This is a genomic window from Streptomyces sp. NPDC058051 (genome assembly GCF_042885475.1).
GTDB lineage: Bacteria > Actinomycetota > Actinomycetes > Streptomycetales > Streptomycetaceae > Streptomyces.
In genome coordinates, this window is the sequence record NZ_JBHVRW010000019.1 from 38,683 (window position 1) to 63,856 (window position 25,174).

Here is a 25,174-nt window from a genome sequence, read left to right on the forward strand (position 1 = left end):
GCGTCAGCGGGTGCTCCAGGCCGACGTCGGCATGCCGGGAATGCACCGGCCGCGCCCGCCCGGAGGGCTGTTGACGGGCCTCGGACACTAAGGGCCCGTCAAGGCAGTGTCCTAAACACACATCACTCGGTTAGATGAGTGTGGACACCAGAACGCCTCGGTTCGACGACCAACCCGCCCTGAGCATGACCAAGGTGGACAGCGACCCTGCGCAGGTCATCGTCAACCACGCCAGCTTCCGGGTGCAGCTCGCCCCGGGCCAGCGCCCGCGGCTGCGCGGTCTGGCCCCCGCCGGCACGCCCAGGATCCCCGCCATGAGCGGCTCCGCCGGAGCGGCGCGCGGCAGGCGCTCGCCCGTCGTGTGGAGCGGCAGGTCCTCCCCCGGTGACCCCGGCGCCACCGGACTCCTCCAGGCCGTACGGAACTCCACCGCCGGCCGCCCCGCCCGCGCCTACGACCCGTACGACCCCTACGCGGCGCCCCCCGGGCACGAGTTCGACGGCGGGCTCGGTGCGGGCGGCACCCAGGTCATCGAGCGCCTCGACGACACCCAGCCCAACCCCGTCGTCACCGCGCCCCGCCAGGGCGGCGGCCCCCTGCTGCCGCCCATGCGCCAGGCGGTCGGCGCCTACGACTCCGTCGAGACCGGACCGTACGGCCAGGAGGCATACGACGACGACGCGTACGGCGCGTACGCCGACGGCGCGTACGCCGACGGCGCGTACGACGACGCCACCGGAGCCCGCCGACGTCGCGGCAACGACTCCGTACGGCACGCGTACTACCCCGGGCGCCGGATGAACCTCGGCGTCGTGCTGCTGCCCATGCGGGTCTTCCTCGGCTTCATCTCCATCTACGCCGGCATGGGCAAGCTGTGCGACCCCGTCTACTTCGACGGGGGCGAGCGGGGCTCCATGGTCACGTGGCTCTCCTCGCTGCATCCCTGGGGGCTGGCCGAGCCTCTGCGCGACTTCGCGCTCTCGCATCCCGTCGGCGCCGGACTCACCGTCGCGTTCCTCCAGGTCGTCGTCGGTGTCCTGACCGTCCTCGGCCTCTGGCAGCGCGTCGCCGCCTCCATGGGAGCACTCCTCTCGGCCGCCCTGCTGGTCACCGTCAGCTGGCGCACCGTCGCCGTCTACGACGCGCCCGACATCATCTACCTCGCCGCCTGGAGCCCGTTGATCATCGCGGGTGCTCCCGTCTACTCCGTCGACGGACGGCTCGCCGGGGAGGCCTGGCGCAGGCTCGGCCCGCGCTCGGCGATCTGGGACCTGCGCCGCCGCGTGCTGCGCCGGGGCGCCGTCGTCGCCACCGTCGTCGTCGGCCTCACCCTTCTCGTGGGCTCCCTGCTCGGCGGCGCGGTCCGCTCCTCCCAGGTCGTCACCGTGCCCGGTCCCCACGGCGAACCGACCAACCAGCTCCCCGGCTCCCCGCTCCCGCTGGAGTCCGGGAGCGGCCGGGCCTCCCGCACACCGGACGGGCAGCGCCCCTCGGCCACCCGCGACAGCGCCTCCACGACCCCGTCCGCCAAGGCGTCCACGCCCGCCGCGGGAGCCGTCCGCGAGTCCGGGTCGGCGGCCGGCAGCGGGCAGCCCAGCCAGACTCAGGGCACCGCACAGCAGCCCCCGCAGCAGACGACTCCGCAGCAGCCTCCGTCCAGCAGTTCAGGACCGAGCTCTTCCGGCTCCACGGGCACCGGCGGCGGCTCCACCGGCGGCGACTCGGACAGCAGTGGCGGCTCCACCGGCGGAACGTCCGGCGGCGGGCAGAACCCCATCGGCGGCCTGCTCGGCTGACCTCACCCTCACCCCCCACCCCTCGTCCCTCGCCCGGACCTGCGGAGAGGGGCGGTCGCCGGTTCGTTCGCTCCGGTGACCGCCCCTCTCCCCATGCGCAGCCGGCTTCCCGCTCCTGCCGCCTTGCCCGTTCCCTCCGGCTTCCTGTTCCTGCCGGCTTTCCGCTCAGCCGACGTTTCCTACGGGACAGCCCCTATCCCTGCCGGCTTCCCCGCTCCTGCGCGTCCAGCTCCTTGGCCGCCTCGGTCAGGTCCTTCGCCGTGTCGATGGCCCGCCAGTACGCCCCGTGCGGGAGCGGGTACCCGGCCAGTCGGCGTTCGCGGGCCAGACGCGGGAACGTCGTCCGTTCGTGGTCGCCCCGGTCCGGCAGCAGCGTCGTGAACGTCGGCGAGAACACGTACACACCGGCGTTGATCAGATACGGCGACGGCGGCGACTCGATGAAGTCGGTGATGTGCCCGAACGCGTCCGTCTCCACGGCACCCCACGGGATGCGGGGACGGGCCAGGGCAAGGGTGGCGGTCGCGTCGCGCTCGGCGTGGAACGCGGCCATCTCGCGCAGGGAGAAGCGCGTCCAGATGTCGCCGTTGGTGGCGTACCAGGGCTCGTCGGGGTCGGGCAGCCGGGCGGCGGCGTACTTCAGCCCGCCGCCGCGGCCCAGCGGCTCGGCCTCCACGACGGTCGTCACGCGCAGCGGCAGCACCGCCGAGGCCAGCCAGTCCTGCAGCACCTCGGCCAGATGACCGCACGACACCACGGCGTCGGTCACACCCTCGGCGGCCAGCCAGGACAGCTGATGGCCGATGATCGGAGTCCCGGTGCCCGGGATCTCGACCATCGGCTTGGGGCGGTCATCGGTGTACGGGCGCAGCCGTGATCCCTGGCCACCAGCCAGGACCACGGCCTGCGTCGGATACGTATGCATGCCAGGCACGATATGCGGTGCCCGGACCGGTGGGTCAGCTGAACTGGGCGACACCCGAGGCGAAGGACGTGTCGCAGACGGGACGTGAGAACCGGTGGGCGCGCGTCGGACCGTACTGCTCGACCGCGGCGCGGCCGAGCGCCTTCGCGATCGACATGCAGTGCCGGGCGAGCGAGGGGCGGCCCTCGACGGAACGCTGAAGGTCCGTCAGCGCGACTCCCGGGTTCTTCTGCCGGAGCTCCACGAGCAGCCGGTCACGGAGCACGTCCTGCGGAGCGCGTGCCTTGGCACGCTTCGACACGTTCTGGGCGGACGCGGTCAGGACCTGCGACTCGGGGTTGTGCGCTGCCCACGGCACGCTGGTGACGGCGAGAGTCCCGGAGAGGACCATCACGACGGGCAGTACGAGAGCGAGGGTTCGGCCGATGCGGCGCGCGGTGTGGGTCACGCAGCGAGCGTAGCGGTCAGTGATGATTTGGCGACATTTCGTCACTCTTGAGGGGGATGGTTCGAGGATGTTTTTCGAATCACGTGTTGACGAACGGCGGAGAAATGACCGGTGTGCCGGGGATTTCGGCATCGTACGCGTTCAAACCCTCGCGTGTCCCGGGCGCGCGAACGGCCCCGCACGAAGAACGTGCGGGGCCGGTTGCGGTGCGGGTGCGCGGTGCGGGTGCGCGGGGTGTCAGGCGCTGAGACGTGCACCCGTCGAGGTGGAGAAGACGTGCAGCTCGTCGGGGCGCGGCACGACGTGCAGCTTGGTGCCCTTCTCCGGGACGGCGCGACCGCCGACGCGGACGACCAGGTCCTTGTCCGCGTCGCCGACCTGTGCGGAACCGTAGACGAAGCCGTCGGCGCCCAGCTCCTCGACGACGTTGACCGAGACGGCCAGACCGGCCGGGGCGTCGGCGCTGTCCTTCGAGAGGGCCTTCGCGGCGGCACCGCCGTGCTCGACGATGTCGAAGTGCTCGGGGCGGATGCCGACCGTGACGGTCGTGTCGCCCTTGTCCGCGGCGGCGGAGAGCGCCTCGCGGGAGACCGGGACGACGCTGTTGCCGAACTTCACGCCACCGTCGGTGATCGGGACCTCGATCAGGTTCATGGCCGGGGAGCCGATGAAGCCGGCCACGAAGAGGTTCGAGGGCTTGTCGTACATGTTGCGCGGCGAGTCGACCTGCTGGAGCAGACCGTCCTTGAGGACCGCGACACGGTCACCCATGGTCAGGGCCTCGACCTGGTCGTGCGTGACGTACACGGTCGTGATGCCCAGACGGCGCTGGAGCGAGGCGATCTGCGTACGGGTGGAGACACGGAGCTTGGCGTCGAGGTTCGACAGCGGCTCGTCCATGAGGAAGACCTGCGGCTCACGCACGATGGCGCGGCCCATCGCGACACGCTGCCGCTGACCACCGGAGAGCGCCTTCGGCTTGCGGTCCAGGTACTCGGAGAGGTCCAGCATCTTGGCGGCCTCTTCGACCTTCGCCCGGATCTCGGTCTTGTTGACACCGGCGATCTTGAGCGCGAAGCCCATGTTGTCCGCGACGGTCATGTGCGGGTACAGCGCGTAGTTCTGGAACACCATGGCGATGTCCCGGTCCTTCGGGGGCAGGTGCGTGACGTCGCGGTCACCGATGCGGATCGCGCCGCCGTTGACGTCCTCAAGACCCGCGAGCATGCGCAGGGAGGTCGACTTGCCACAACCGGAAGGACCGACGAGGACGAGGAACTCACCGTCCGCGATGTCGATCTCAAGCTGGTCCACGGCCGGCTTGGTGGAGCCGGGGTAGACGCGGGACGCCTTGTCGAACGTGACACTGGCCATGCTGAATCTTCTCCTTCACCGGCAGGAACGTGCCGGACGATCCGAGTAAGGGAGTGGAGTGATCTAGTCCACTTGGGTGAATCCTCAACGACGCTACCTGGCCATCTGGAATCTGTCAGTAGTTCGAGGGGTGCGAAATTCTGGGACCGCGCAGGGTGCGGTGTTGGTTACACTGCTCCGGCACGCCTCCTTAGCTCAGCTGGCCAGAGCAACGCACTTGTAATGCGTAGGTCGTCGGTTCGAATCCGACAGGGGGCTCGGCGTGAACCCCAGCTCAGATGTCCTCTGAGCTGGGGTTCTTTCGTTCAGCGGTCGCGGACGGCGGCGGCGGGAGCGGGCCGCGCGGGTGTCCGTGGTCTCCGTTGGGGTCTCGTAGCCCGTGACCTGGGGTTTTCCGCTGCCGGTGCAGAGCGTGCCAGGGGGCCGGGCGCCCGTGTCCGTGTGCGCTCAGTGCCGCCCCGACACCCGGTCCGCGGCCTTCGCGAGGGGGTCCGTGGCGAGGCGGGGTGAGGCGAGTTCGCGGCGGTCGGCTGTGCGGTAGGCGGCGTACATGCCGTGGACGCCGAGCCAGCGGAAGGGTTCGGGTTCCCAGCGGCGGACCTTGTGGTTGACCCAGGGCAGCGTGGTCAGTTCCGTGGGGCCGGACTGGCCGGAGTCCTGCTGGATCAGGTCGCGCAGGGTGCGGGCGGCCAGGTTGGTGGTGGCGACGCCCGAGCCGACGTAGCCGCCGGCCCAGCCGAGGCCCGTGGAGCGGTCGAGAGTGACGGTGGCGCACCAGTCGCGGGGGACGCCGAGGACACCGGACCAGGCGTGGTCGATGCGGGCGCCCGCCGTGACGGGGAAGAAGCGGACCAGGATCTCGCGCAGGGCCTCGATGGTGGCGGGGTGGGTGCGGGCTGTGTCGTGGAAGTGGGCCGCACCCGAGCCGAAGCGGTACGGGACGCCGCGTCCGCCGAGTGCGATGCGGTCGTCGGCGGTGCGCTGGGCGTACATGTAGGCGTGGGCCATGTCCCCGAGGGTCTCGCGGCCGTCCCAGCCGATGATGTCCCACACGGACCGGGGGAGCGGTTCCGTGGCGATCATGGAGGAGTTCATGGGGAGCCAGGTGCGCTTCTGGCCCTTGAGGTTCGCGGTGAAACCCTCGGTGCAGCGCAGGATGTACGGGGCGCGGACGATGCCGTACGGGGTGTGGGCGTGCTTGGGCTTGATCTCGGTGACGGGTGTCGACTCGTGGATGGTGACGCCGAGTGCCTCGACGACCGAGGCGAGGCCCTTGACGAGTTTGACCGGGTGCAGGCGGGCGCCGTGCGGCGTCCAGGTGGAACCGACGGCTCCGGTGATGTTGACGCGTTCGGCGGTCTCGCGGGCGCCGCGCAGGACACGGTCCTTCTCGCCGAACGCGATCTCGACGGAGTGGAAGTCCTTGAGCCGGGCCAGTTGGGCGGGGGTGTAGGCGACTTCGAGGACACCGCCCTGGTGGATGTCGGCGTCGATGTTCTCCTCGGCGGCCACGCGGACGACCTCGTCGACGGTGTCGTTCATCGCCCGCTGGAGGCGGACGGCGGCTTCGTGGCCGTGGAGCCTGGCGTAGCGGTCGCGGCCCGCGATGCCGTTGTAGAGCCAGCCGCCGTTGCGTCCGGAGGCGCCGTAGCCGCAGAACTTGGCTTCCAGAACGGTGATGTTGAGGAACGGGACGGCCTTCTTGAGGTAGTAGGCGGTCCACAGCCCGGTGTATCCGCCGCCGACGATGCAGACGTCTGCGGTGGCGTCGCCGGGCAGGGGTTCCCGGGGGGTGGGGGTTCCTTGGTCCGCGTACCAGAACGATATGCCGCCGTTGACGGTGCTGACGGTGCTCATGTTGCCCCTGCTTTGTCCGGTGGAGAAGTCCTGGTGTGAAGCCTGGTGGGGAGCCGTGGTGGGGAGCCGGGCTTCCTCTGGGGCGGGACGTTACTGCGCCGGAAGGGGTTTCGTCCTGTGCCGGGACCGGGCCAGCGGGTAGCAGGCGAGGCCGATGAGCACGGAGGCGAAGTGACCGAGGTCGGTGAAGGTGCGGCCGGTGATGAGCGGGATGCCGTAGAAGACGAGGACGGCGAAGAGATACACGTACTGCCAGGGCGACGGGATGCGGTACGTGAGGATTCCGACGACGCCCGCGAGTGCGTAACTGACCCCGACGTCGAGTGTGTTCGCGGCGGACGGCGGTACGTGTCCGTGCCGGATGGCCCAGGCCAGTACCCCTTCGCTCACGAGGGTGGCGAGGACATGGGCCGTGATGACCACGGCGAGCCAGCGCAGGGTGCCGAGCCAGCGTTCGGCCGGGGCGTGGAAGACGGTGTAGAGGGCGGCGTAGGGGAGCCAGGGGCCGCCGTCGATCCAGAAGGCGCTGGTGATCAGGACGCGTACGGGGTTCTGGGAGAGTTCGTGGATGTTGGTCGAGCGCTGGCGCAGGAAGTCCTCTTCGAAGTCCGGTGACATCTGATGGACGATGACGGTGGTGACGAAGAGTGCGGCCAGCCAGATGTAGGTGCCGGGCGCGCTGCGGATCCATGAGCCGACGCTGCGGATCCACGAGCCGGCGGTGCTGGGCGGCCGGGTGGGCGGGGCGGGGCTGCTCGGAGTCATAACCGATTGACGCACGGCTCTGCGAACGTCCGTGTGAACGACACTGTTGGACGCACCACTCCGCGAACGTCCGTGTGGGCGACGTTGCGGGACGCTCCGCTCTACGATCGTCCGTGTGGTCGACATCCCTGGCGAGCTGATCGAGATCCCCAGCGAGCTGATCGACACCCAGTCCACGTACAACGGGGCGGCCGGGCGGGCGTTTCTCGCCGCGTTGCCGGGGCGGGCCGCCGCGTTCCTGGAGAGGTGGGGGCTGCGGCGCGACGGCGAGGCGTTGTGCGGGGTGTGCGCGCTGGTGCTTCCCGTGGTGCGTGTGGCGGACGGGCGCCGGGCGGCGTTGAAGATCCAGCCGGTGGACGAGGAGACGGCGGGGGAGCCGGTCGCGCTGCGGGTGTGGGGCGAGGCGGACGCCGGGGCTGTGGAGCTGCTGGATCACGACCCGGCGACGGGCACGCTGCTCCTGGAACGGCTGGACGGGCGCCGCTCATTGATGGGGATGGCGGACGAGCGGGAGGCGGTACGGATTCTCGCGGGGCTGCTGGCCGGGCTGTCGTCCGTACGCGCTCCGGAGGACAGCGGGCTGCGGGGGCTGGGGGACATGGCGGCGCGGATGCTGGAGGCGGCGGCGGGGGCGGTGGCGGCGCTGACGGATGCGGAGGAGCGGCGGCTGCTGGCGGACTGTGCGGCGGCGGTGCGGGAGGTCGCGGGGGAGCCGGGGGACCGGTTGCTGCACTGGGATCTTCACTACGGAAACGTGCTGGCCGACGGGGAGGGCCGGTGGGTGGTCATCGACCCGAAGCCGCTGGTCGGCGATCCGGCGTTCGAGCTCCTTCCGGCGCTGGTCAACCGGTTCGACGCGGCGGCGGTGCGGTGGCGGTTCGATCTGATGACGGAGACGCCGGGGCTCGACCGCGAGCGGGCGCGGGCCTGGACGCTGGGGCGAATCCTGCAGAACGGTCTGTGGGCCGTGTCGGGCGGCGCGCGGCGCCTGGAACCGGACCAGGTCGAGATCGCGCGGCTGCTGTTGGGACGCAGGTAGCGGAGCGCGAAGCGCGTGGCCGTGCTGGCGCTGCTCCCATGAGGGAGCCCGTACTGGCGCTGCCTCCGTGAGCGTGGCCGTGCTGGCGCTGCTTCCGTGAGCGGGCCCGTGCTTACGCTGCTTCCATGATTCGTACCGCTACTCCCGCCGATGTCCCCGTCATTCATGCCATGGTCCGTGAACTGGCCGACTACGAGAAGGCCCTGCACGAGGCGAACGCCACCGAGGAGCAACTGCACGAGGCACTGTTCGGTGAGCGGCCCGCCGCGTATGCGCACATCGCCGAGTCGGACGACGACGGTGAGGCCGTCGGCTTCGCGCTGTGGTTCCTGAACTTCTCCACATGGCGCGGGGTGCACGGCATCTACCTGGAGGACCTTTACGTACGTCCGCAGCGGCGCGGCGGCGGGCACGGGAAGGCACTGTTGGGGGAGCTGGCACGGATCTGCGTGGAGCGCGGTTACGAGCGCCTGGAGTGGTCGGTGCTGAACTGGAACGCCCCGTCCATCGCGTTCTACGAGTCGCTGGGCGCGCGGCCGCAGGACGAGTGGACGGTGTACCGGCTGACGGACGGGGCGTTGTCGAAGCTCGGCGGGCGGTAGGGCCTTGTGCCCGGCGGCAGAGCGGCGGGTGTGAGCCGTCTTCCGGCTTCAAGGCTGCTTGAGGTCGGACTCTGTGGGGGAGGTACGGGTGACGGTCCGGTTCCCGGATGCCTTGAGGGCGAGCAGCGTCGCCTCCATTCCGCTGTTGAACGACACCTCGCTGAGCAGTCCGGGTGCGGCGACCTGATCACCCGCGAGGAAGATGCCGTCGCCGCGGTCAAGGGCGGGCCGGTCGCGCCAGGTGGTGCCGGGGCGGTCGACCGCCCCGGTGCGGCCCGAGGAGAGGGCCTCGCGGCGCCACACGGTGCGTTCGCGCCAGCCCGGGTATCCGAGGTCGAGCAGTTCCTCGGCGCGGGCGATGCCGACGGCTCTGGGCTCGCCGGGGGCGAGGGGGAGCTGTCCCTGGACGAGCTGTTGTCCGGCGGGTGCGAGGGTGCGGTCCTGGGCGCTGAAGCGTTCGATCCAGCCGGGGGCGTCGAGGTCGGACACGGCGAAGGCGTCGCCGCGCCGGGTGCGCAGGGCCAGGTCGATGAGCGCGGTTCTGCCGCTGTCCCAGGTCAGTGAGGGGTCGCGGAGCAGGACGCGGGCGGCGTCGAGGGAGGTGGCGACGATCACGGGGCCCTGCCGGGTCAGGGTGTCGAGGTCGCCGGCGTCGACGCGGGCCGCCGTCTCGATCCGGACGCTGAGGTTCCAGGCGTGGGCCGCCATCTGGTCGATGATCCGGGCCCAGCCGCCGACGGGGTAGCGGGCCTCGGGCGGCAGCGCGGCGGCGCGGCGCAACCGTTCCTGGACGAACGCGGCGGAGAGCGCACCGGGGTCGTGGTGGTAAAGCGCGACGGCGGCGTAGCGCGCTGCTGTGCGGGCGCCCGTCTCGCCGACCTGTCCGGTGGCCCAGGTGTGGAAGTCGGTGTCGACCGGGGCCTGTTCGGCGCGCCGGCGGCTGAGACGGAAGAGGGAGAGGGGTGGGGTGCGGCGCAGGGTGCCGTCGAGCCGGAAGCGGAGCCGGGCGCCTTCGAGGGGCGGGACGGTGGCGACGGGGCCCAGGATGTTGCGCCGGTCGAGCCAGGCCCAGAGGGGCCCGCGGCGGTAAAGGGCGTGGGGCCCGTCGTTGGTGCGGTACGTGCCCTCGGCGGTCCTGGCCCGTCCGCCGAGAGTGTGGTGGGCTTCGTGGAGGGTCACCTGGGCGCCGGATTCGGCGGCGGTGATCGCTGCGGTGAATCCGGCGAGGCCACCGCCGATGATGTGGATGCGCTGCATGTCCCGGTCTCCTTCTCCTTCGTCGAACGACGCTCCTGCGCACGGCGCTGCTTTTACGGCGCTGCTGTGTACGGGACGGTCGGCGGGCACGTGTTTGTGACATCGGCGAGGCGGCGTTGTCAGTGGCGTGGGTCACGATGGGTGCATGGCACGCAGTAGCAGGAAGACGGACACCATCGCAGCGGCACGGCGGCCTCAGGTGCGGCTCCCGCCACTCGCCCCGTACGACGGGGGAGGGCTTGAGCCCGATGGGGACTACGACGGTCTGCGGTTCGAGGGGACGGATCTCGCGGACGAGTCGGGTCCGGGTGCCCGGTTCATGGACTGCGCGCTGGACGGCTGCGCACTGGACCGTACAGAGCTGGTCAGAGCCCGCTTCATCGACTCGGTGCTGACGGGCGTCCGGGGTGTGGGCACCGACTTCGCGGGGGCGTCGCTGCGCGATGTGGAGCTGGTGGACGCACGGCTGGGCGGGGTGCAGTTGCACGGTGCGGTGCTGGAGCGGGTGTTGGTGCGCGGCGGGAAGATCGACTACCTGAATCTGCGGAAGGCGCGGCTGAAGGACGTGGTGTTCGAAGGCTGCGTACTGTCCGAGCCGGATTTCGGGGAGGCACAGCTCGTGCGGGTGGAGTTCCGCGACTGTGTGCTGAAGCGGGCCGACTTCAGCGCTGTGCGGATGGACGCGGTGGACCTGCGGACGGTCGCGGAGCTGGACATCGCGCGCGGGGTGGAGCGGCTGGCCGGCGCGGTGATCAGCCCGGCCCAGCTGATGGAGCTGGCACCGGCGTTCGCGGCGCAGATCGGGGTGCGGGTGGAGGCGTAGACGGTTCCTCCGGCCCGTTCGTCAGACCCGGGGGAAGCGGGCCTGGAGGTCCCAGATCACGGGGTTGTCGGCGAGCCCCTCGTGGAGGTCGGCGAGGTCGGCGATCAGATCGTGCAGGAAGTCGCGGGCCTCGCGGCGCAGCAGTGCGTGGTTGAAGGTGAGCGGGGGCTCGTCGCCGGGCATCCAGTCGGCCTCGACGTCCACCCAGCCGAAGCGGCGCTCGAAGAGCATCCGGTCGGACGACTCGGTGAAGTCCAGCTCGGCGAACTGCTGTCGGTGCGAGCGGTTGCCGCGCGGATCCTGGTCGATCTGCTCGACGATGTCGCACAGCGCCCAGGCGAAGTCGAGCACCGGCACCCATCCCCAGGCGGTGGACACCTCGCGGTCCGTCTCGGTGTCCGCGAGGTAGACGTCCCCGGAGAACAGATCGTGCCGCAGGGCGTGGACGTCCGCACGGCGGTAGTCGGTCTGCGGGGGGTCGGGGAAGCGTCGGGAGAGGGAGTAGCCGATGTCGAGCACGATCCGATGGTGTCATGCCCGGGCGTACGTCAACGCCGCGGTGGTTGGCCGCCGGATCGGGTGAAGAAACAGAAGAACGGGCGAATGGCACATGCCAGACGCATAAGTTCTCATCATGGTCAGCTCACCACATGAAGCGCAACATCGGATCTTTCAGGAGAATCCGACGTTGTTCGCCAGCGCCTTCCGTGCGCTGGGTGTCCCTTTTCCCGAGTCGGTCTCCGTCTCCCTCATGGATACGGATCTGACCGAGGTGCGCCCTGTCGAGCGTCATGTCGACACGCTGTTACGGATCGACGTCGTGGGTGGCAGCTGCTACCTGCTGGCGATCGAGGCACAGGGCAGGAAAGATCCGGACAAGCGGAGCAGCTGGGCTTACTACCTGGCCCATCTGTACGCGAAGTTCCGCTACCCACCTGTGCTGTTGGTCGTCTGCCGGGACAAGAGCACCGCGGAATGGGCGGCGGAACCGATCCGTATCGGCCTGGAGAAGCACCCGAGCCTTGCCGTGTACCCGCTGGTCCTCGGCCCGCACAACGTTCCGGCCGTGACCGACGCCGCGAAGGCCGCCGAGGACATCCCGATGGCAGTGTTCGCGGCGATCACACATGGTGGCGATCACGACATCACTGCCATACTGGAGGCCCTTGCTGCGGCACTCACGACCACGGATGCCGATGCTGCGGCGGTCTTCGCAGAATTCACCGAGGCCGGTCTGGGCGATACCCCGGCCCGCGAGATCTGGAGGAATTTGATGAGCACGAGCCTCAGCCACTTCCACGGCATCGTCGCCGAGAGCTTCCGCGACGAGGGACGGGAAGAGGGGCGGGAAGAGGGGCGGGAAGAGGGCATCGCGAAGGAGCGGGCTCTGAGCGTGCTGCGGACCCTGGATCGCCGAGGCATCACCGTGAACGATGCGTGTCGGGAGCGGATCGGCTTGTGCCGGGAGCTGCCGCTGCTCGATGTCTGGGTCGACAGGGCGTTCACGGTGAAGACGGTCGATGACCTGTTCGAGCCGAGCAGGAGTGACGCGGGTCCGGCTGCCTGAGCTCGGGCCTGCGGCGTCCGTCGGCGGCGTGGTGCGCAGGCGTCCCGGGCGTCTGCGGGGCTTCGCCACTGCGATGTGTCGCTGCTACGTGTCGCTGCGGCGTTCCGTGAAGAAGACGGACGGCGAGAAGGGTGGAGGAAGGGTCGCCCGGATCCTTCCGTTCCCGTGGTCGTCTTCCCGCGCTCGTCGCGGCATCCCCGCTCGGGGTTGGTCTACGGCAGCAGCCGCTGCTCCTTCGCCACGGCGACGGCGCCCGCGCGGGTGTCGACGCCTAGTTTGTCGTAGATCCGGCCCAGGTGCGTCTTCACGGTGGCCTCGCTGATGAACAGGGCGCGGGCGATGTCGCGGTTGCCCAGACCACGGGAGAGCTGGGCCAGGATGTCGAGTTCGCGCCCGGTGAGTGCGGGCCGCGGGGTGCGCATCCGGGCCATGACGCGGTCGGCCACGGGCGGGGAGAGCGTGGTGCGTCCCTGGGCGGCCGAGTGGATCGCGGCGAAGAGTTCCTCCGGACGTTCGGCCTTCAGCAGGTAGCCGGTGGCGCCCGCCTCGATGGCGCGGGTGATGTCGGCGTCCGTGTCGTACGTGGTGAGGACCAGCACGTGGACGCCGGTGGCGGCGATGCGGCGGGTGGCCTCGATGCCGTCGATGCCCGCGCCGAGCTGGAGATCCATCAGGACGACATCCGGGGTGAGCTTCGCGGCCAGGGCGACGGCTTCCTCGCCGCTGCCGGCCTCGCCGACGACCACGATGTCCGTGTCGCTGCCGAGCAGAGCGAGCAGACCGGCGCGTACGACGGCGTGGTCGTCGCAGAGCAGGATGCGTACGGGTGGCGCGGTCATGCGGGGTTCTCCGGGGTGATCGGGGGCGCGGTCATGCGGGAGTCCTCCGGAGGGGTCGGCGGTGCGGTTGTGGGGGTGAGGGGGACGGCGGCGGACAGGACCGTGCCGTCGCCGGGTGCCGACTCGATCGTCAGTGTGCCGCCGAGCTGTTGCAGCCTGGCACGTATCGCGGGCAGCCCGTGGCCGCGTACGCCGCCGGTGGGTCCGGGCTGCTGCGTGGGTGTGAAGCCCTGCCCGTTGTCGGCGATGTCCAGGACGATCCGGTCGTCGAGACGGGTCAGCGTCAGTGCCGCCTCGGTCGCCTGTGCGTGTTCCTTCACGTTGGCCAGTGCGCCCTGCGCGATGCGGAGCAGCGCGGACTGTACGCGGTCGGGCAGTGTGGTGCGTTGGGCTCCCTCCACGTCCACGTGGCAGTGGACGACGAGCCGCCCCTGCGCCTGCGCCGTCTCGCGTGCGGCCAGTGTGCGCAGGGCCGCCTCCAGGTCTCCGCCCTCCGCGAGATCGGCGGGCGCCAGGTCGTGGACGAAGCGGCGGGCCTCGGCGAGGCTGCGTTCCGCGATGCCCGTCGCTGTACGGACGTGGCGGCGGGCGGTCGCCGGATCGGCGTCCCAGGTGCGTTCGGCGGCCTGGAGCAGCATCTGCTGGCTGGACAGGCCCTGCGCGAGCGTGTCGTGGATCTCCATCGAGAGCCGTTGGCGTTCCGCGAGGGTTCCTTCGCGGCGCTCGGTGGCGGCCAGTTCGCGGCGGGTGCGCAAAAGATCGTCGATCAGTTCACCCTGCCGCTCGGACAGGTCGCGCTGGCGCACGGCCTGACGCTGCATATGGACGAAGACCGCTGTAGCGACCGCCGCCACCGCGGGCGGGGCGAGCACCAGGTTCGGGTCGAAACCGCCGGCCAGCCGCAGTTGCGCGGCGACGACGAACGCGGTGAGCAGGGCGACGAGCACGAGTGCGGCGCGTGGCGGAAGGATCCGCAAACCGGTGTAGAACAGCGGGACCGCGCACCACGCGAAGCTCGGCGCGAGCACGACCAGCACCATCCACACGGCGACCAGCACCCCCAGCCACACCACACTGCGGGGCGTCGGGCGCGAACCGAGCACCGGCCCGAGTACGTACAGCACGGCCAGGGCGACGGAGAGCGCGATGATCCACGGAGTGCGCGCCTCGCCGGGGTGCCGCAGCAGAAAGCGGGCGAGCGACGCACCGAGCAGCAGGAAGAAGGAGGCGTGCATCAGAAGCGTGAGCCACCGGGCATCCGGGTCGCCGGTCCCGTTCACGCCGGATGCCGGTCCGGGTCGGTGCTCCACCTCGTACCCCTCGCTCCTCACCGCCGTCAGCGCCGCTGACCTGCACGGGCACATCCATGGTCACCCCGGATGACCACCTCCGCATCAACCGATCGGCCGATGGAGCCGTCGGCCGTCCCGCGCGAGGCATCGAGCCGGTCCGTCGACCGTGCGGCGCCGGAGACGGCCGGAGGATCGATGGCAGAGCGGAAGAAGCCCGCCCCCTGTTGCTGAGGAGTTCGCCATGAAGAAGTTGTCGCTGCGCACCCGCGTCCTGACCGGTGCTGTTGCCGTCGCCGCCCTCGGTGCCGGAAGCTTCGGCGCCATGTCCGCCAACGCCTCCACCCCCGCTGCCGCGCCCGCCGCCACCGCCGTCAAGGCCGACGCGGCGAACCGGAACCTCCAGCAGACCACCCACCTGACCGTGGCCGCCGCCACCAGGGCCGCGCAGGCAGCGCTCGACGCCGCGAAGAAGGAGAACCAGCGGGTCTCCGTCGCCGTCGTCGACCGCAACGGCAACACCATCGTGACGCTCCGCGGCGACGGTGCGGGCCCGCAGGCGTATGAGTCCGCGGTGAAGAAGGCGTACACCGCCGTCTCCTGGAACGCGCCCACCTCCGATCTGGTCAAGCGTCTGGAGCAGGCTCCGAACCTCAAGGACATCCCCGGCACGCTGTTCCTCGCGGGCGGTGCCCCGGTGCAGGTCAAGGGAGCCCCGGTGGCGGGTATCGGAGTGGCCGGAGCCCCGAGCGGCGACCTCGACGAGAAGTTCGCGCAGGCCGGCGTCGCCGCCCTCACCAAGTAGGCCGAGCAGGGCGGCGACCGGGCCTGTCAAAGCACCCACGCCGTACATGCCACCGGGCCGCCGCCCCGCCGTCCCGCAGGTCGCTCCGTCCGCCAGACCACCGACCCGCGCCCCACCAACCCATGCCCCACCAACCCGCGCCTCCCCAACCCGCGCCCCCCAACCCACCGGCCACTTCGGCCACTTCGGCCGCTCCGGCCGTTCCAGCCACTCCGGCCGCTCCAGTCACCACCCCCGTTCCAGTGCCCCACCGCACCGGCATTCCGTGTATTCGGAACATTTCGCGCCTAGGATCACCGGTGTGAACCAGCGAACACCAGTCCGCCGCGCGACCCGCGCAGGCGCCTGCGCCCTGCTGGTTCTGACGGCTTCCACCGGTTGCACCGGTTGCACCGGCGGCACCGGCGGTGTCGAAGGCACGCCCGGCGCCGCCGGTCTGCGCGACCCGTACTTCCCGAAGCTCGGCAACGGCGGCTACGACGTCACCCACTACGACCTCGCCCTCGACGTCGACCCGGCCGCCCACCACCTGCGCGGCACCGCCACCATCACCGCGCGCGCCACGCAGGACCTCAGCGCCTTCAACCTCGACCTCGCAGGGCTCACCGTGCGGTCCGCGACGGTCGAGGGCCGTCCGGCCGCCGTCAACCGGGCGGGCCACGAACTCACCCTGCGTCCCGACGCCGGGATCGGTAACCGGCTCCACAAGGGCATGACGTTCCGTACGGTCGTCCGCTACTCCGGCTCCCCGCAGACCCTCACCGACCCGGACGGTTCGAAGGAGGGGTGGCTGAGGACCGCGGACGGATCGGTGGCGCTCGGTGAGCCGACCGGTTCCATGGCCTGGTTCCCCGGCAACAACCACCCGAGCGACAAGGCGTCGTACGACCTCGACGTGACCGTTCCCAAGGGCCTGACGGCCGTCTCCAACGGCGAGCTGACCTCCCGCAGGACCTCGGGCACCAGCACCACGTACCACTGGCACACCGCCGAACCGATGGCGAGCTATCTCGCGACGCTCGCCATCGGCCGCTTCGACGTGAAGACGTCGACCATGCCGGGTGGCATCAAGGTGTTCACCGCCGCGGACACGGCGGTGGGGGCGGACAGCGCGCGGATCCTCGCCAGGGTTCCCGAGATCGTGACCTGGGAGGCGGAACGTTTCGGGCCGTATCCCTTCTCCGCCACGGGCGCGATCGTCGGACGTCCGGGGGACGCCGGATACGCGTTGGAGACCCAGAACCGGCCGTACTTTCCCGGGCCGCCGGGTGCCGGACTGCTGGTCCACGAGATGGCCCACCAGTGGTTCGGGGACTCCGTCACGCCCGAGAGCTGGCGGGACACGTGGCTCAACGAGGGCTTCGCGACCTACGCGGAGTGGCTGTGGGAGGACGACCAGGGGGACAGACCGGTCCAGGACCGCTTCGACGCCGCCTTCGACGACGATGCCAACTGGGCCTTCCCGCCCGCCGATCCGCCCGGCGCCGCCGACGTCCTGAAGGCACCGGTGTACGGGCGCGGGGCGATGGTCATCCACAGGATCCGGCAGGCTGTGGACGACGACCGGCGCTTCTTCGCGCTCGTCAGGGGCTGGACGAGGGCTCACCGGCACGGCAACGCGTCGACCGCCGACTTCACCGCCTATGTGGAGAAGACGACCGGTCAGGATCTGACGGAGCTGTGGAGCACATGGCTGTACGGCAGGAGCCGGCCCGCCCCGAAGGGCTGACCGGCTCCCGTGCGACCCGCTGCCGGGCCCAGGCCGCAAAGGTTCACCGGCCCTAGTTCACGTTGACGCCGCTCCAGGCGGCGTCGACGGCCGCGAGCTCGTCGCTGTCCGCGCCGTAGAGGTCGGTCGCCGCCTGCTCGGTCGCCGTACGGGCGTCCGCGTAGTCGGTGGTCGACGTCATGTACTCGGAGAGGGCCTTGTACCAGATCTGGACGGCCTTGTCCCGGCCGATGCCGGTGACCGTGGAGCCGTCGGCGGTCGGGGAGTCGTAGTCGACGCCGTTGATCGTCTTCGCACCGCTGCCCTCGGACAGCAGGTAGAAGAAGTGGTTGGCGACGCCGGACGAGTAGTGCACGTCGAGGTCGCCGACACTGCTGTCCCAGTAGTCGGCGGAGCCGCCGTCCTTGCTCGGCTCGTCCATGTAGCGCAGCGGGGTGCCGTCGCCGTTGATGTCGATCTTCTCGCCGATGAGGTAGTCGCCGACGTCCGTGCTGTTGTCGGCGGCGAACTCCACCGAGGTGCCGAGGATGTCGCTGGTCGCCTCGTTCAGGCCGCCGGACTCCCCGCTGTAGTCGAGGTTGGCGGTGGACGAGGTCAGGCCGTGGCTCATCTCGTGGCCCGCGACGTCGAGCGCGGTCAGCGCGCTCTTGTTGTCGGCGCCGTCGCCGTACGTCATGCAGAAGCAGCTGTCGTCCCAGAACGCGTTGACGTACGCGTCGCCGTAGTGGACCCGCGAGTACGCGGCCTTGCCGTCCCCGGCGATGCCGTCGCGGCCGAACGCCGACTTGTAGAAGTCCCAGGTCTGCGCGGCACCGTAGGCGGCGTCGACCGCGGCGGTCTGGCGGTCGTCGCCGGTGCCGTCGCCCCAGGTGTCGTCGTCGTCCGTGACGAGGTCGCCGGTGCCGCTCTCGCCCTGGTTGAGGTCGTACGTCGTGTGGCCGCCGCGGTCGCCGTCGGTCAGCTCGTAGCCGGAGCCGGTCGCGGTGGTCGTCAGCTCGACCTCGCCGCTGTACTGGCTGTTGCCGACGCCGGTCTCGATCGCCTCGTAGCTCTGGAGCTCCTTGCCCGTGGTCGCGTCGGTGATGATGTGTCGCCTGCTCGGTGTGCCGTCCTTCTGCACCCCGGTCCGCACCGTCTCGAAGGCGAGGACGGGCGTGCCGTCTCCCGCCCAGATGACCTTGCGGGCGGCGGCGGCCGTCTTGATCTTCGCCGTCGTCGACGGCACGGCTATCCGGGCCTTGGTGGCCTTGGTGACGCTCTTGAGCTTTCCGCTGCGGGCGGTGTGGGTGACGAGGTCGCCGCCGAGGACCGGGAGGCCGGCGTAGGTGCGTTCGTAGCGGGTGTGGACGGTGCCGTCGGCGTCCTTGATCACGTCACGGACGATCAGCTTCTCCTGGCTGCCGAGGCCGAGGGTGTCCGCGGTCGAAGAGGCTTCGGACTGTGCCGACTTGATGGCGGCGCCGCGCTGGGAGGCACTGTTCGCGGCGAAGGGGGTGGCGCTGCGAGTGGCGGAGGAGCCGTCACTTCCGTTGTCCGGAGCGGCGTTTGCCGCACCGGTCTGGACGCCGACGACGACCATGGCGGCCACGGCGGCCAGGGCTGCGGCGCGACGGGTGTTCATGTGGGGGGTCATACGTTCTCCGTTGCTCGTTCCGTGGGGGGTTACGAGCGGAGAGCGTGCCACCGAATGACCAATGTTGACGGTGTACTAACAAATGCCTCACATATTTTTGACCACTTCTTGTCCGAATGGAATGTGCTTGTGTTCGCTATTCGGCAGGGCCGGAAACACAATGTGAGCAGGGAGCATCACGCGTACACGCCGAAGCCCCCGACCGCATCTCCTGCGGTCGGGGGCTTCGGTACGTCAGGGCCTGTCGGCCGCGCTGTGTCAGATGCTGACGCCGAAGTCCTGTGCGATGCCGCGCAGCCCCGAGGCGTAACCCTGGCCGACCGCACGGAACTTCCACTCCGCGCCGTTGCGGTACAGCTCGCCGAAGACCATGGCGGTCTCGGTGGCGGCGTCCTCGCTCAGGTCGTAGCGGGCGATCTCCGCGCCGCCGGCCTGGTTGAGGATGCGGATGAAGGCGTTGCGCACCTGGCCGAAGTTCTGGCTGCGGGCCTCGGCGTCGTAGATCGAGACCGGGAAGACGATCTTGTCGACGTCGGCCGGCAGACCGGCCAGGTTGACGTTGATCTGCTCGTCGTCGCCCTCGCCCTCACCCGTGACGTTGTCACCGGTGTGGACGATGGTCTGGTCCGGCGTCGACTTGTTGTTGAAGAAGACGAAGTGGCCGTCGGAGACGACCTTGCCGCCCGGGTTGACCGCGATCGCCGAGGCGTCGAGGTCGAAGTCGGTGCCGGTGGTGGTGCGGACGTCCCAGCCGAGGCCGACCGTGATGGCGGTCAGGCCCGGGGCCTCCTTGGTGAGCGAGACGTTGCCGCCCTTGGACAGGCTTACAGCCATGGGAAGTCCCTTTCCTCGTCGAGTGCGGGCTTCGTGCCCTCACGAAGCTACCGTCACAGGTCATAACGCGGGCAAGGGGCCGGGAGGTTCCTGCTCCCTTTACTTTCTTTACCAAACTCCTCCCGACGTGCCGCCGGGCCGTCGGGAGGACGGCGGACACGCCTCGCACGGCGAGAAAGTTCGTGCGGTGGTGCGGTGCGCAGTGGGGCCGTAGCGCCGTACGTAGTGCGGTGGCGGCGCCGTAGTGCGGTGACGCGGTAAAAGAACGCGGTAAAAGAAGGTGACGAACGCCCTGTGGGCCGGGGAACATGGGTGTCATGTCCGGGCCTTATGTCATCCGCGGTTCCGTCTCCCTGCCGGAGGCCGAGCTCATGTGGCGTTTCTCGCGGTCCTCCGGGCCGGGCGGGCAGCACGTCAACACCAGCGACTCCCAGGCGGAGCTCCGCTTCGACCTCGCGGCGACCGAGTCGCTCCCCGAGGTGTGGAAGGAGCGGGCGCTCCAGCGTCTGGAGGGCAGGCTCGTGGGCGGGGTGATCGCGGTCCGGGCGTCCGAGCACCGCTCCCAGTGGCGCAACCGCGAGACGGCTCTTGTGCGGCTCGCGTCCCTGCTGGCCGAGGCCACGGCGCCGCCGCCCCGGCCGCGCCGCAAGTCCAGGATTCCGCGCGGCATCAACGAGCGCCGCCTGCGCGAGAAGAAGCAGCGCGGCGAGACGAAGCGCGGGCGCTCCGGCCGCGACTGGTAGCCGCAGGCGGCGCTCGTTGATGCGCGCAGGGCTCACCGCACCTCAGCTGCCGGTGCCGGTGGCGTCCCCCGCGAGGCTCGTCCCGGTTGCCCGTACCGTCCTTGCGAGGCTCACCTCAGCTGCCGACCCCGGGAAGCTTGTCCCGGGGTCGGCACCGGCCCTGGAGGGTTACGCCAGATGCCGGTACCTTCCCCGGAAGTACGTCAGCGGCGATCCGTCCCCGCTCGGCAGGGTCGCGCTCAGCACCCGGCCGATGACCAGCGTGTGGTCGCCTGCAGGAACCCGCTGCTCGGTGCGGCACTCCAACGTGGCCAGCGCCCCTTCGACCAGCGGTGCGTGGCTGATCTCACCCCTGGTGGAGGGGATGTCCTCGAACAGCAGCCGGTCGCTGATCCGGCCCTTCATCGCGAACCGTCCGGCGATGTGCCGCTGGCCCTCGGAGAGTACGGAGACGGCCCACAGCGGCTGCTCCGCCAACAGGTCGTCCATCCGTGAGCCGTTGCGCAGGCTGACCATGACCAGGGGCGGATCCAGCGAGACCGACATGAAGGCGGTCGCCGTCATCCCGACGTCCTCGCCGCGCCCGTTCTCGTCCAGTGGCGGCTCCTCGGCGGTGATCAGTACGACGCCGGCGGCCAGTCGGGCGAGAGCGCCTCGGAATTCATCGTTGCTCACCCCCTCAGCATGGGGGATGGGCTGGGGACGCGAGGCGGGAGACTTCATATGCAACACATCGGGCACGCTAGCCGCGTACGGTCCGTCGTCGCATCGGGCCAGGGGACCAGCCGGGTCCTAGGACCCCCGGTCCATGCGTGCCCGGCACACACCGCCGAAGGCGGGGCGAGGAGTCCGTAACGGCGAGGGGAGTACGCCGAGGGGAGCCCCTTACGCCGAGGGGTGCGAGCAGTCCACTTCGGGCGGTTAGTTGCCATGGCACCTTCTCGCCACTGGCGGCCGATCTCCTGGAACGGTGACTTCGGTTCCTGCCGAACGGGCTTCCTGACCTGCGCAGGGGCTCCCCGGCCCGCGCCGGACGCACGGTCGGCCGGGGCGCGGGAGCTCTCCCGGGACGGTCACGCATTCGTCTAGTGTTCGAGCGCGTGCAGCCAACCCCCGCAGCTCACCCGCGCTCCGACGAGCCCCCGACACTGCGGCTCCACCTCCTCGGCGGCTTCCGGGCCGTGCGCGACGATCTCGGGCCGGTCGACGACGGCTGGCGGCGCCCCGGAGCCAAGGCGGTGGTCAAGGTGCTCGCCACCGCCCCGGGCCGCCGCCTCCACCGCGACCAATTGCTGGACCTGCTGTGGCCCGAGGTCACCACGCGTGCGGGACTCAGCAGGCTCGCGGTCGCCCTGCACACGGTCCGCCGCGCCTTCGAGCCCGAACTCTCCGCGCGCGCCCGGTCCGCGTACCTGATCAGCGACGGCGAATCGCTGCTGCTCACCCCCGACCGGGTGTGGATCGACGCGGACCACGCCGAACGCCTGGCCGTCGCCGCCCTTGTCGCGGTCGACGCCGAGGACCGCGCGGCCCGCCTGACGGCAGCGACCGCCGCCTTCGCGGCCGGACCACTGCTCCCCGAGGACCGGTACGCCGACTGGGCCGAGGCCCGCCGCCACGAACTGGAGGCCCTGCGTGCACGCACCGTGCTCGCGCTCGCCGACGCCCTGCTGTCGGCCGGCGAACCGGACCGCGTCCTGTCCCTGCTCGCCGCCGAGGTGACCGCCGACCCGGTCAACGAGGCGCTGCACCGTCGGCTGATCCGGGCCCGCCTCGACCTGGGACACCGCCGGGAGGCGGTCCGTCAGTACCACCTTCTGCGCGACGTGCTCGGCAGGGAGCTGGGAACTCGTCCGGAGGCCGAGACCCAGCACCTCTACCGCAAGGCCCTCGCCGAGCCGAACCGCGCCGCTCTCACGTACGCCTCCGTCCTGCCCGCCGCCATCCGGCACCCGCCCGCCACGCGGTTGCACGGGCGTGAGCGTGCGGTCGCCCTGCTCACCGACCCGGAACCGGCGGTGCCGCTCGTCCTGGTCGACGGTGAGGCGGGGGTCGGCAAGACCCGCCTCGCGGCGGAGACGGGCCGGGCCGCCGTCGCACGCGGCGAGACCGTGCTGTGGGGTGCGGGGCACGAGGGTGCCATCCCCTACGGTGCGCTGGCCGGAGCCCTGGACGGGTTTCTCGCCGACTGCCCGCCCGAGGTCCGCGCGGCCGTCGGCACGGACTACCCGGAACTCGCCGCACTGCTGCCCGCTCTCGGATCGGCGCCCGCCCCGGCCGGAGCCGACGCCGGTCTCGATCCGGAGGAACAGCGGGCCCGTCTGTTCCGCGCGACGGCGGACCTGCTCGCCGATCTGGCCGCGACCCGCCCGGTTCTGCTCGTACTGGACGACGCACAGGCCGCCGACGCCGGGTCACTGGAACTGCTCCTCCATCTGGTCACTTCCTCCGGCGGGCGACCGCTGCGGTTCGTCGTCACCCTGCGCGAGGGCGAGCTGGACGAGGACGACCCGCGCAGACGGACCGTGGGGACGCTGGTCGCACGGGGCCTCGCCCGGCGCGTCGAGCTCATGCGGCTCAGCAGGCGCGAGTGCGCCGGGCTGGTCGCCGAACTGATGGGGGAGAAGGAAGGCGGCCGGGCGGCAGCCGGAGTCTTCGCGCTGTCACGCGGCAACCCGCTCTTCACCGCCGAACTGGCCGCTGCCTGGCACGAAGTGGACGAGTCTGCCCAGCCGCCCCGGACGCACACGGCCCAGCCGCCCCGGACGCACGCGGCGGAACCGGACCCGGTGCGTGAGGGAGCGCCGGATTCGACGCGCGGACCGGAACCGAAACCGAAACCGGAACCGAAACCGGACCCGGTGCGCGAGGCAGCGGAGGCGGACGGCTCGCTCGACGACCTCGACCTGCCCCAGCGCGTACGCGCCCTCGTATCGGCCCGTGTCGGCCGGCTGCCCTCCCCCGCACGCCGCGTGCTGCAACTGCTCGCCGCCGCGGGTGGCACGGCGCCCCTCAGCGAGCTGACCGCCGCCGGAGCCGGCCTGCGCCCGCCGCTGCACGGGGCCGAACTCGCCGACGGGGTCGAGACCGCCGTCGCCGCCCGCCTCGTGGAGGAGCGGGAGGCCGCGACGGGCGGGCGCGCCGTACCCGATTACGCCTTCTGCCACCCTCTGGTGCGGCTCGCCGTGTACGGCGCGGTGAGCGCGGTACGCCGCGGGCAGTTGCACACCGCGCTGGGAGAGGCGGTGCTCAGCCGTCGGCCGCGCGCGGTGGAAACCCTCGCGCTGCACTTCGGACGGGCCGACGACCCCCGGGCGGTGGATTTCCTGCGGCAGGCCGCAGAGCGCGCCGAGGCGCTGTACGCCAACGACGCGGCTGAGCGGCACTACACCGATCTGGTGGCCCGTCTCGACCTCGCGGGCGACCCGGCCGCCGCCGAGGCCCGCCTGGGCCTGGGCCGTGTCCTGCGGCACCTCGCCCGTTACGCCGAGTCCGAAGAGGTCCTTGACGAGGCGTTGGCGGAGTTCCGGCTGCGCGGCGACCAGGACGCCGCCGTCCGGACCGCCGAACTGCTCGCCGGAACGCTCGGCCGGGCCGGACGACCCCAGCAGGGCCTGGACCTGCTCGTGGAGTTCGAGCCCCTGCCCGCGGACCTGTCGCCCGCCGACGCGGCCGGCCACCGCATCATGGTCGCGGGTCTGAGCTTCGTGGTCGGCCGCTGGGAGGAGGGGCTGCGGGCCGCCGACGAGGCCGCCGGGCTCGCCCGCCTCGCACCCGCCGAAGCGGTGCCCGTGCTGCTCGCCCGCGCCCTGATCAACCGCTGCGCCTGTCTGCTGCACGCCGATCGGACCGAGGAGGCTCACGAGGCGGCGCTCCGGGCGCTGCCTCTCGCGGAGCGAGCGCGCCACACGGCACTGATCTCCAGTGCGTTGTCGCTGCTCAGCGAATGCGCCCTGCGCGGGGGCGACCTGGACGAGGCGCTGAGCCACAACCTGCGCACCCTGGAGCTCGCCGAGCGGACCGGTGACCCCTCCGTGATCGCGTTCGAGCGTGGCTGTCTCGCCCGTGTCCAGTTGCTCCGGGGCGAGGGCGCCGCAGCGCTGGAGCTGGCCGAACAGGCGGTGGCCGAGGCCCGTTCCAGCGGCGCCACCTGGTGTCTGGGGCATGTCTGGGCCAGGCTCGGCGAGGTGCACGTCCGGGCAGGACGACGGGAGCGGGCCGAGGAGTGCCTGATCCGCAGCATGGCGGAGGCCGAGCGGGTCGGCGACGCCCAAGCGGTGGACGACGCCCGCGTCCTGCTCGACGAAGCGCGCGCGCTGCCGTCTGCGGGCATGGCGGACACCTCGGCAATTCCCGGGTAATCCGGGGCTTCTACGGTCGCGGCCACAGGTGAAGCCGCCCCCTGACCGAGGAGTCCTGTTCCGTGACCACCCCCCGACCACCCCGCCCGCACGGACCGTTCCCGCATCCCGACGTCATGGTCGACGCGGGCGGCGAGCCGTGGGCCCGTGTCGAACCGCTGTTGACGCGTCGTTGCCGGGGGCTGCCGGGCGACGCGGTCGTGGAGCTGGTCACTGTGGACACCGAGGTCGCGGCAGCGGTGGTCGCATGGTGCGCGGAACAGGGCCATGAGCTGGTCACCGACGGCTCCCGGGCCATGGAGGGCTGCCTCCGCGTCCGTATCGCGGGGACCAGCGAGCAACCCTGACGGCCTGTCAGCGTGAGGGCCCGTCCGGCATCCGAGCCAAGGAGGACCGGCTTCCGCAGTGCGGGGTACCACGTGGAAATCCTGACGGCCCGTGAGTCGGTGCCCCCGTCAGCCGTGTGCCCGTGTGCCCGTGTGCCCGTG

21 protein-coding genes, 1 tRNA gene and 1 pseudogene are annotated in these 25,174 nt (G+C 71.0%); 11 read left to right on the top strand and 12 right to left on the bottom strand.

The genetic code is table 11. The features are described 5' to 3' along the window. Positions 1 to 134: 134 nt before the first annotated feature. Complete coding sequence (locus tag ACFVUT_RS26375) at positions 135 to 1,796, top strand: DoxX family membrane protein (RefSeq protein WP_389654856.1); 1,662 nt, start codon at positions 135 to 137, stop codon at positions 1,794 to 1,796. 193 nt (positions 1,797 to 1,989) lie between these two features. Here the strand turns inward: ACFVUT_RS26375 and ACFVUT_RS26380 are convergent, their stop codons facing one another. The 3 genes from ACFVUT_RS26380 to ACFVUT_RS26390 all read right to left on the bottom strand — a co-directional run bounded on the left by ACFVUT_RS26380 (position 1,990) and on the right by ACFVUT_RS26390 (position 4,543). Further along, on the bottom strand, positions 1,990 to 2,721 hold the full coding sequence (locus tag ACFVUT_RS26380; protein ID WP_389654854.1) for an NDP-sugar synthase: 732 nt from the start codon (positions 2,719 to 2,721) through the stop codon (positions 1,990 to 1,992). A 34-nt stretch (positions 2,722 to 2,755) separates the two neighbouring features. Continuing rightward, positions 2,756 to 3,169, bottom strand: a complete 414-nt coding sequence (locus ACFVUT_RS26385; RefSeq protein WP_389654852.1) for a hypothetical protein — start codon at positions 3,167 to 3,169, stop codon at positions 2,756 to 2,758. A 237-nt stretch (positions 3,170 to 3,406) separates the two neighbouring features. After that, on the bottom strand, positions 3,407 to 4,543 hold the full coding sequence (locus ACFVUT_RS26390; protein ID WP_389654850.1) for an ABC transporter ATP-binding protein: 1,137 nt from the start codon (positions 4,541 to 4,543) through the stop codon (positions 3,407 to 3,409). Positions 4,544 to 4,727: 184 nt separating this feature from the next. On the opposite strand from ACFVUT_RS26390, the gene ACFVUT_RS26395 reads away from it, so the two are divergent. Further along, a tRNA-Thr gene (locus ACFVUT_RS26395) sits at positions 4,728 to 4,801 on the top strand. A gap of 189 nt (positions 4,802 to 4,990) precedes the next feature. Here ACFVUT_RS26395 and ACFVUT_RS26400 read toward each other — a convergent pair. Together ACFVUT_RS26400 and ACFVUT_RS26405 are read right to left on the bottom strand one after the other, a co-directional pair. Continuing rightward, the gene (locus ACFVUT_RS26400; protein ID WP_389654848.1) at positions 4,991 to 6,400 is read right to left on the bottom strand and encodes an NAD(P)/FAD-dependent oxidoreductase; all 1,410 of its coding nucleotides are present in this window, start codon (positions 6,398 to 6,400) and stop codon (positions 4,991 to 4,993) included. 90 nt (positions 6,401 to 6,490) lie between these two features. Continuing rightward, on the bottom strand, positions 6,491 to 7,165 hold the full coding sequence (locus ACFVUT_RS26405; protein WP_389654846.1) for a rhomboid-like protein: 675 nt from the start codon (positions 7,163 to 7,165) through the stop codon (positions 6,491 to 6,493). 124 nt (positions 7,166 to 7,289) lie between these two features. On the opposite strand from ACFVUT_RS26405, the gene ACFVUT_RS26410 reads away from it, so the two are divergent. Both ACFVUT_RS26410 and ACFVUT_RS26415 read left to right on the top strand, forming a co-directional pair. Continuing rightward, on the top strand, positions 7,290 to 8,204 hold the full coding sequence (locus tag ACFVUT_RS26410) for an aminoglycoside phosphotransferase family protein (protein WP_389654934.1): 915 nt from the start codon (positions 7,290 to 7,292) through the stop codon (positions 8,202 to 8,204). Between the two features lie 116 nt (positions 8,205 to 8,320). Next, positions 8,321 to 8,806: pseudogene (locus ACFVUT_RS26415) on the top strand (GNAT family N-acetyltransferase); the annotation flags it as partial. Positions 8,807 to 8,854: 48 nt separating this feature from the next. On the opposite strand, the gene ACFVUT_RS26420 reads toward ACFVUT_RS26415, so the two are convergent. Continuing rightward, entirely contained in the window at positions 8,855 to 10,063 is a 1,209-nt protein-coding gene (locus ACFVUT_RS26420; RefSeq protein WP_389654844.1) for an NAD(P)-binding protein, read from the bottom strand. Positions 10,064 to 10,208: 145 nt separating this feature from the next. Between ACFVUT_RS26420 and ACFVUT_RS26425 the strand changes: the two genes are divergently transcribed. After that, positions 10,209 to 10,886 carry a pentapeptide repeat-containing protein gene (locus ACFVUT_RS26425; RefSeq protein WP_389654843.1) on the top strand — a complete coding sequence of 226 codons (678 nt, stop codon included), beginning with the start codon at positions 10,209 to 10,211 and terminating at the stop codon, positions 10,884 to 10,886. A gap of 21 nt (positions 10,887 to 10,907) precedes the next feature. Here ACFVUT_RS26425 and ACFVUT_RS26430 read toward each other — a convergent pair whose 3' ends face one another. Beyond that, positions 10,908 to 11,405 (bottom strand): hypothetical protein, encoded by a 498-nt coding sequence (locus tag ACFVUT_RS26430; protein ID WP_389654841.1) that lies wholly within the window; start codon positions 11,403 to 11,405, stop codon positions 10,908 to 10,910. 169 nt (positions 11,406 to 11,574) lie between these two features. Between ACFVUT_RS26430 and ACFVUT_RS26435 the strand changes: the two genes are divergently transcribed. Next, positions 11,575 to 12,453, top strand: coding sequence for a hypothetical protein (locus tag ACFVUT_RS26435; RefSeq protein ID WP_389654839.1), 879 nt, complete (start codon positions 11,575 to 11,577; stop codon positions 12,451 to 12,453). 212 nt (positions 12,454 to 12,665) lie between these two features. Here the strand turns inward: ACFVUT_RS26435 and ACFVUT_RS26440 are convergent, their stop codons facing one another. Together ACFVUT_RS26440 and ACFVUT_RS26445 are read right to left on the bottom strand one after the other, a co-directional pair. Continuing rightward, entirely contained in the window at positions 12,666 to 13,292 is a 627-nt protein-coding gene (locus tag ACFVUT_RS26440) for a response regulator (RefSeq protein WP_389654837.1), read from the bottom strand. Then, entirely contained in the window at positions 13,289 to 14,602 is a 1,314-nt protein-coding gene (locus tag ACFVUT_RS26445; protein WP_389654835.1) for a histidine kinase, read from the bottom strand. The genes ACFVUT_RS26440 and ACFVUT_RS26445 overlap by 4 nt, the downstream gene beginning before the upstream one ends. Before the next feature lie 223 nt (positions 14,603 to 14,825). Between ACFVUT_RS26445 and ACFVUT_RS26450 the strand changes: the two genes are divergently transcribed. Continuing rightward, positions 14,826 to 15,386, top strand: coding sequence for a heme-binding protein (locus ACFVUT_RS26450; RefSeq protein WP_389654833.1), 561 nt, complete (start codon positions 14,826 to 14,828; stop codon positions 15,384 to 15,386). Positions 15,387 to 15,687: 301 nt separating this feature from the next. After that, positions 15,688 to 17,115 carry a M1 family metallopeptidase gene (locus ACFVUT_RS26455; protein WP_389654831.1) on the top strand — a complete coding sequence of 476 codons (1,428 nt, stop codon included), beginning with the start codon at positions 15,688 to 15,690 and terminating at the stop codon, positions 17,113 to 17,115. A 52-nt stretch (positions 17,116 to 17,167) separates the two neighbouring features. Here the strand turns inward: ACFVUT_RS26455 and ACFVUT_RS26460 are convergent, their stop codons facing one another. Beyond that, positions 17,168 to 18,748, bottom strand: coding sequence for a M4 family metallopeptidase (locus ACFVUT_RS26460; protein ID WP_389654829.1), 1,581 nt, complete (start codon positions 18,746 to 18,748; stop codon positions 17,168 to 17,170). 258 nt (positions 18,749 to 19,006) lie between these two features. Beyond that, a complete protein-coding gene (locus tag ACFVUT_RS26465; RefSeq protein ID WP_389654827.1) occupies positions 19,007 to 19,582 on the bottom strand; it encodes a TerD family protein in 576 nt (191 codons plus the stop codon). Positions 19,583 to 19,890: 308 nt separating this feature from the next. Between ACFVUT_RS26465 and arfB the strand changes: the two genes are divergently transcribed. Then, positions 19,891 to 20,325 carry an alternative ribosome rescue aminoacyl-tRNA hydrolase ArfB gene (gene arfB, locus ACFVUT_RS26470; RefSeq protein WP_389654825.1) on the top strand — a complete coding sequence of 145 codons (435 nt, stop codon included), beginning with the start codon at positions 19,891 to 19,893 and terminating at the stop codon, positions 20,323 to 20,325. 168 nt (positions 20,326 to 20,493) lie between these two features. On the opposite strand, the gene ACFVUT_RS26475 is transcribed toward arfB, so the two are convergent. Next, entirely contained in the window at positions 20,494 to 21,000 is a 507-nt protein-coding gene (locus ACFVUT_RS26475) for a flavin reductase family protein (RefSeq protein ID WP_389654823.1), read from the bottom strand. Positions 21,001 to 21,425: 425 nt separating this feature from the next. Between ACFVUT_RS26475 and ACFVUT_RS26480 the strand changes: the two genes are divergently transcribed. Both ACFVUT_RS26480 and ACFVUT_RS26485 read left to right on the top strand, forming a co-directional pair. Further along, on the top strand, positions 21,426 to 24,686 hold the full coding sequence (locus ACFVUT_RS26480; RefSeq protein WP_389654821.1) for an ATP-binding protein: 3,261 nt from the start codon (positions 21,426 to 21,428) through the stop codon (positions 24,684 to 24,686). A gap of 62 nt (positions 24,687 to 24,748) precedes the next feature. Further along, on the top strand, positions 24,749 to 25,033 hold the full coding sequence (locus tag ACFVUT_RS26485) for a hypothetical protein (RefSeq protein ID WP_389654819.1): 285 nt from the start codon (positions 24,749 to 24,751) through the stop codon (positions 25,031 to 25,033). The last annotated feature ends 141 nt before the right edge of the window (positions 25,034 to 25,174 follow it).

Bases quoted from the DNA above. Each gene is read 5' to 3' on its own strand.
- ACFVUT_RS26375 (WP_389654856.1), top strand. From the start codon at position 135: ATGAGTGTGGACACCAGAACGCCTCGGTTCGACGACCAACCCGCCCTG.
- ACFVUT_RS26380 (WP_389654854.1), bottom strand. From the start codon at position 2,721: ATGCATACGTATCCGACGCAGGCCGTGGTCCTGGCTGGTGGCCAGGGA.
- ACFVUT_RS26390 (WP_389654850.1), bottom strand. From the start codon at position 4,543: ATGGCCAGTGTCACGTTCGACAAGGCGTCCCGCGTCTACCCCGGCTCC.
- ACFVUT_RS26400 (WP_389654848.1), bottom strand. From the start codon at position 6,400: ATGAGCACCGTCAGCACCGTCAACGGCGGCATATCGTTCTGGTACGCG.
- ACFVUT_RS26405 (WP_389654846.1), bottom strand. From the start codon at position 7,165: ATGACTCCGAGCAGCCCCGCCCCGCCCACCCGGCCGCCCAGCACCGCC.
- ACFVUT_RS26420 (WP_389654844.1), bottom strand. From the start codon at position 10,063: ATGCAGCGCATCCACATCATCGGCGGTGGCCTCGCCGGATTCACCGCA.
- ACFVUT_RS26425 (WP_389654843.1), top strand. From the start codon at position 10,209: ATGGCACGCAGTAGCAGGAAGACGGACACCATCGCAGCGGCACGGCGG.
- ACFVUT_RS26440 (WP_389654837.1), bottom strand. From the start codon at position 13,292: ATGACCGCGCCACCCGTACGCATCCTGCTCTGCGACGACCACGCCGTC.
- ACFVUT_RS26450 (WP_389654833.1), top strand. From the start codon at position 14,826: ATGAAGAAGTTGTCGCTGCGCACCCGCGTCCTGACCGGTGCTGTTGCC.
- ACFVUT_RS26460 (WP_389654829.1), bottom strand. From the start codon at position 18,748: ATGACCCCCCACATGAACACCCGTCGCGCCGCAGCCCTGGCCGCCGTG.
- ACFVUT_RS26465 (WP_389654827.1), bottom strand. From the start codon at position 19,582: ATGGCTGTAAGCCTGTCCAAGGGCGGCAACGTCTCGCTCACCAAGGAG.
- arfB (WP_389654825.1), top strand. From the start codon at position 19,891: ATGGGTGTCATGTCCGGGCCTTATGTCATCCGCGGTTCCGTCTCCCTG.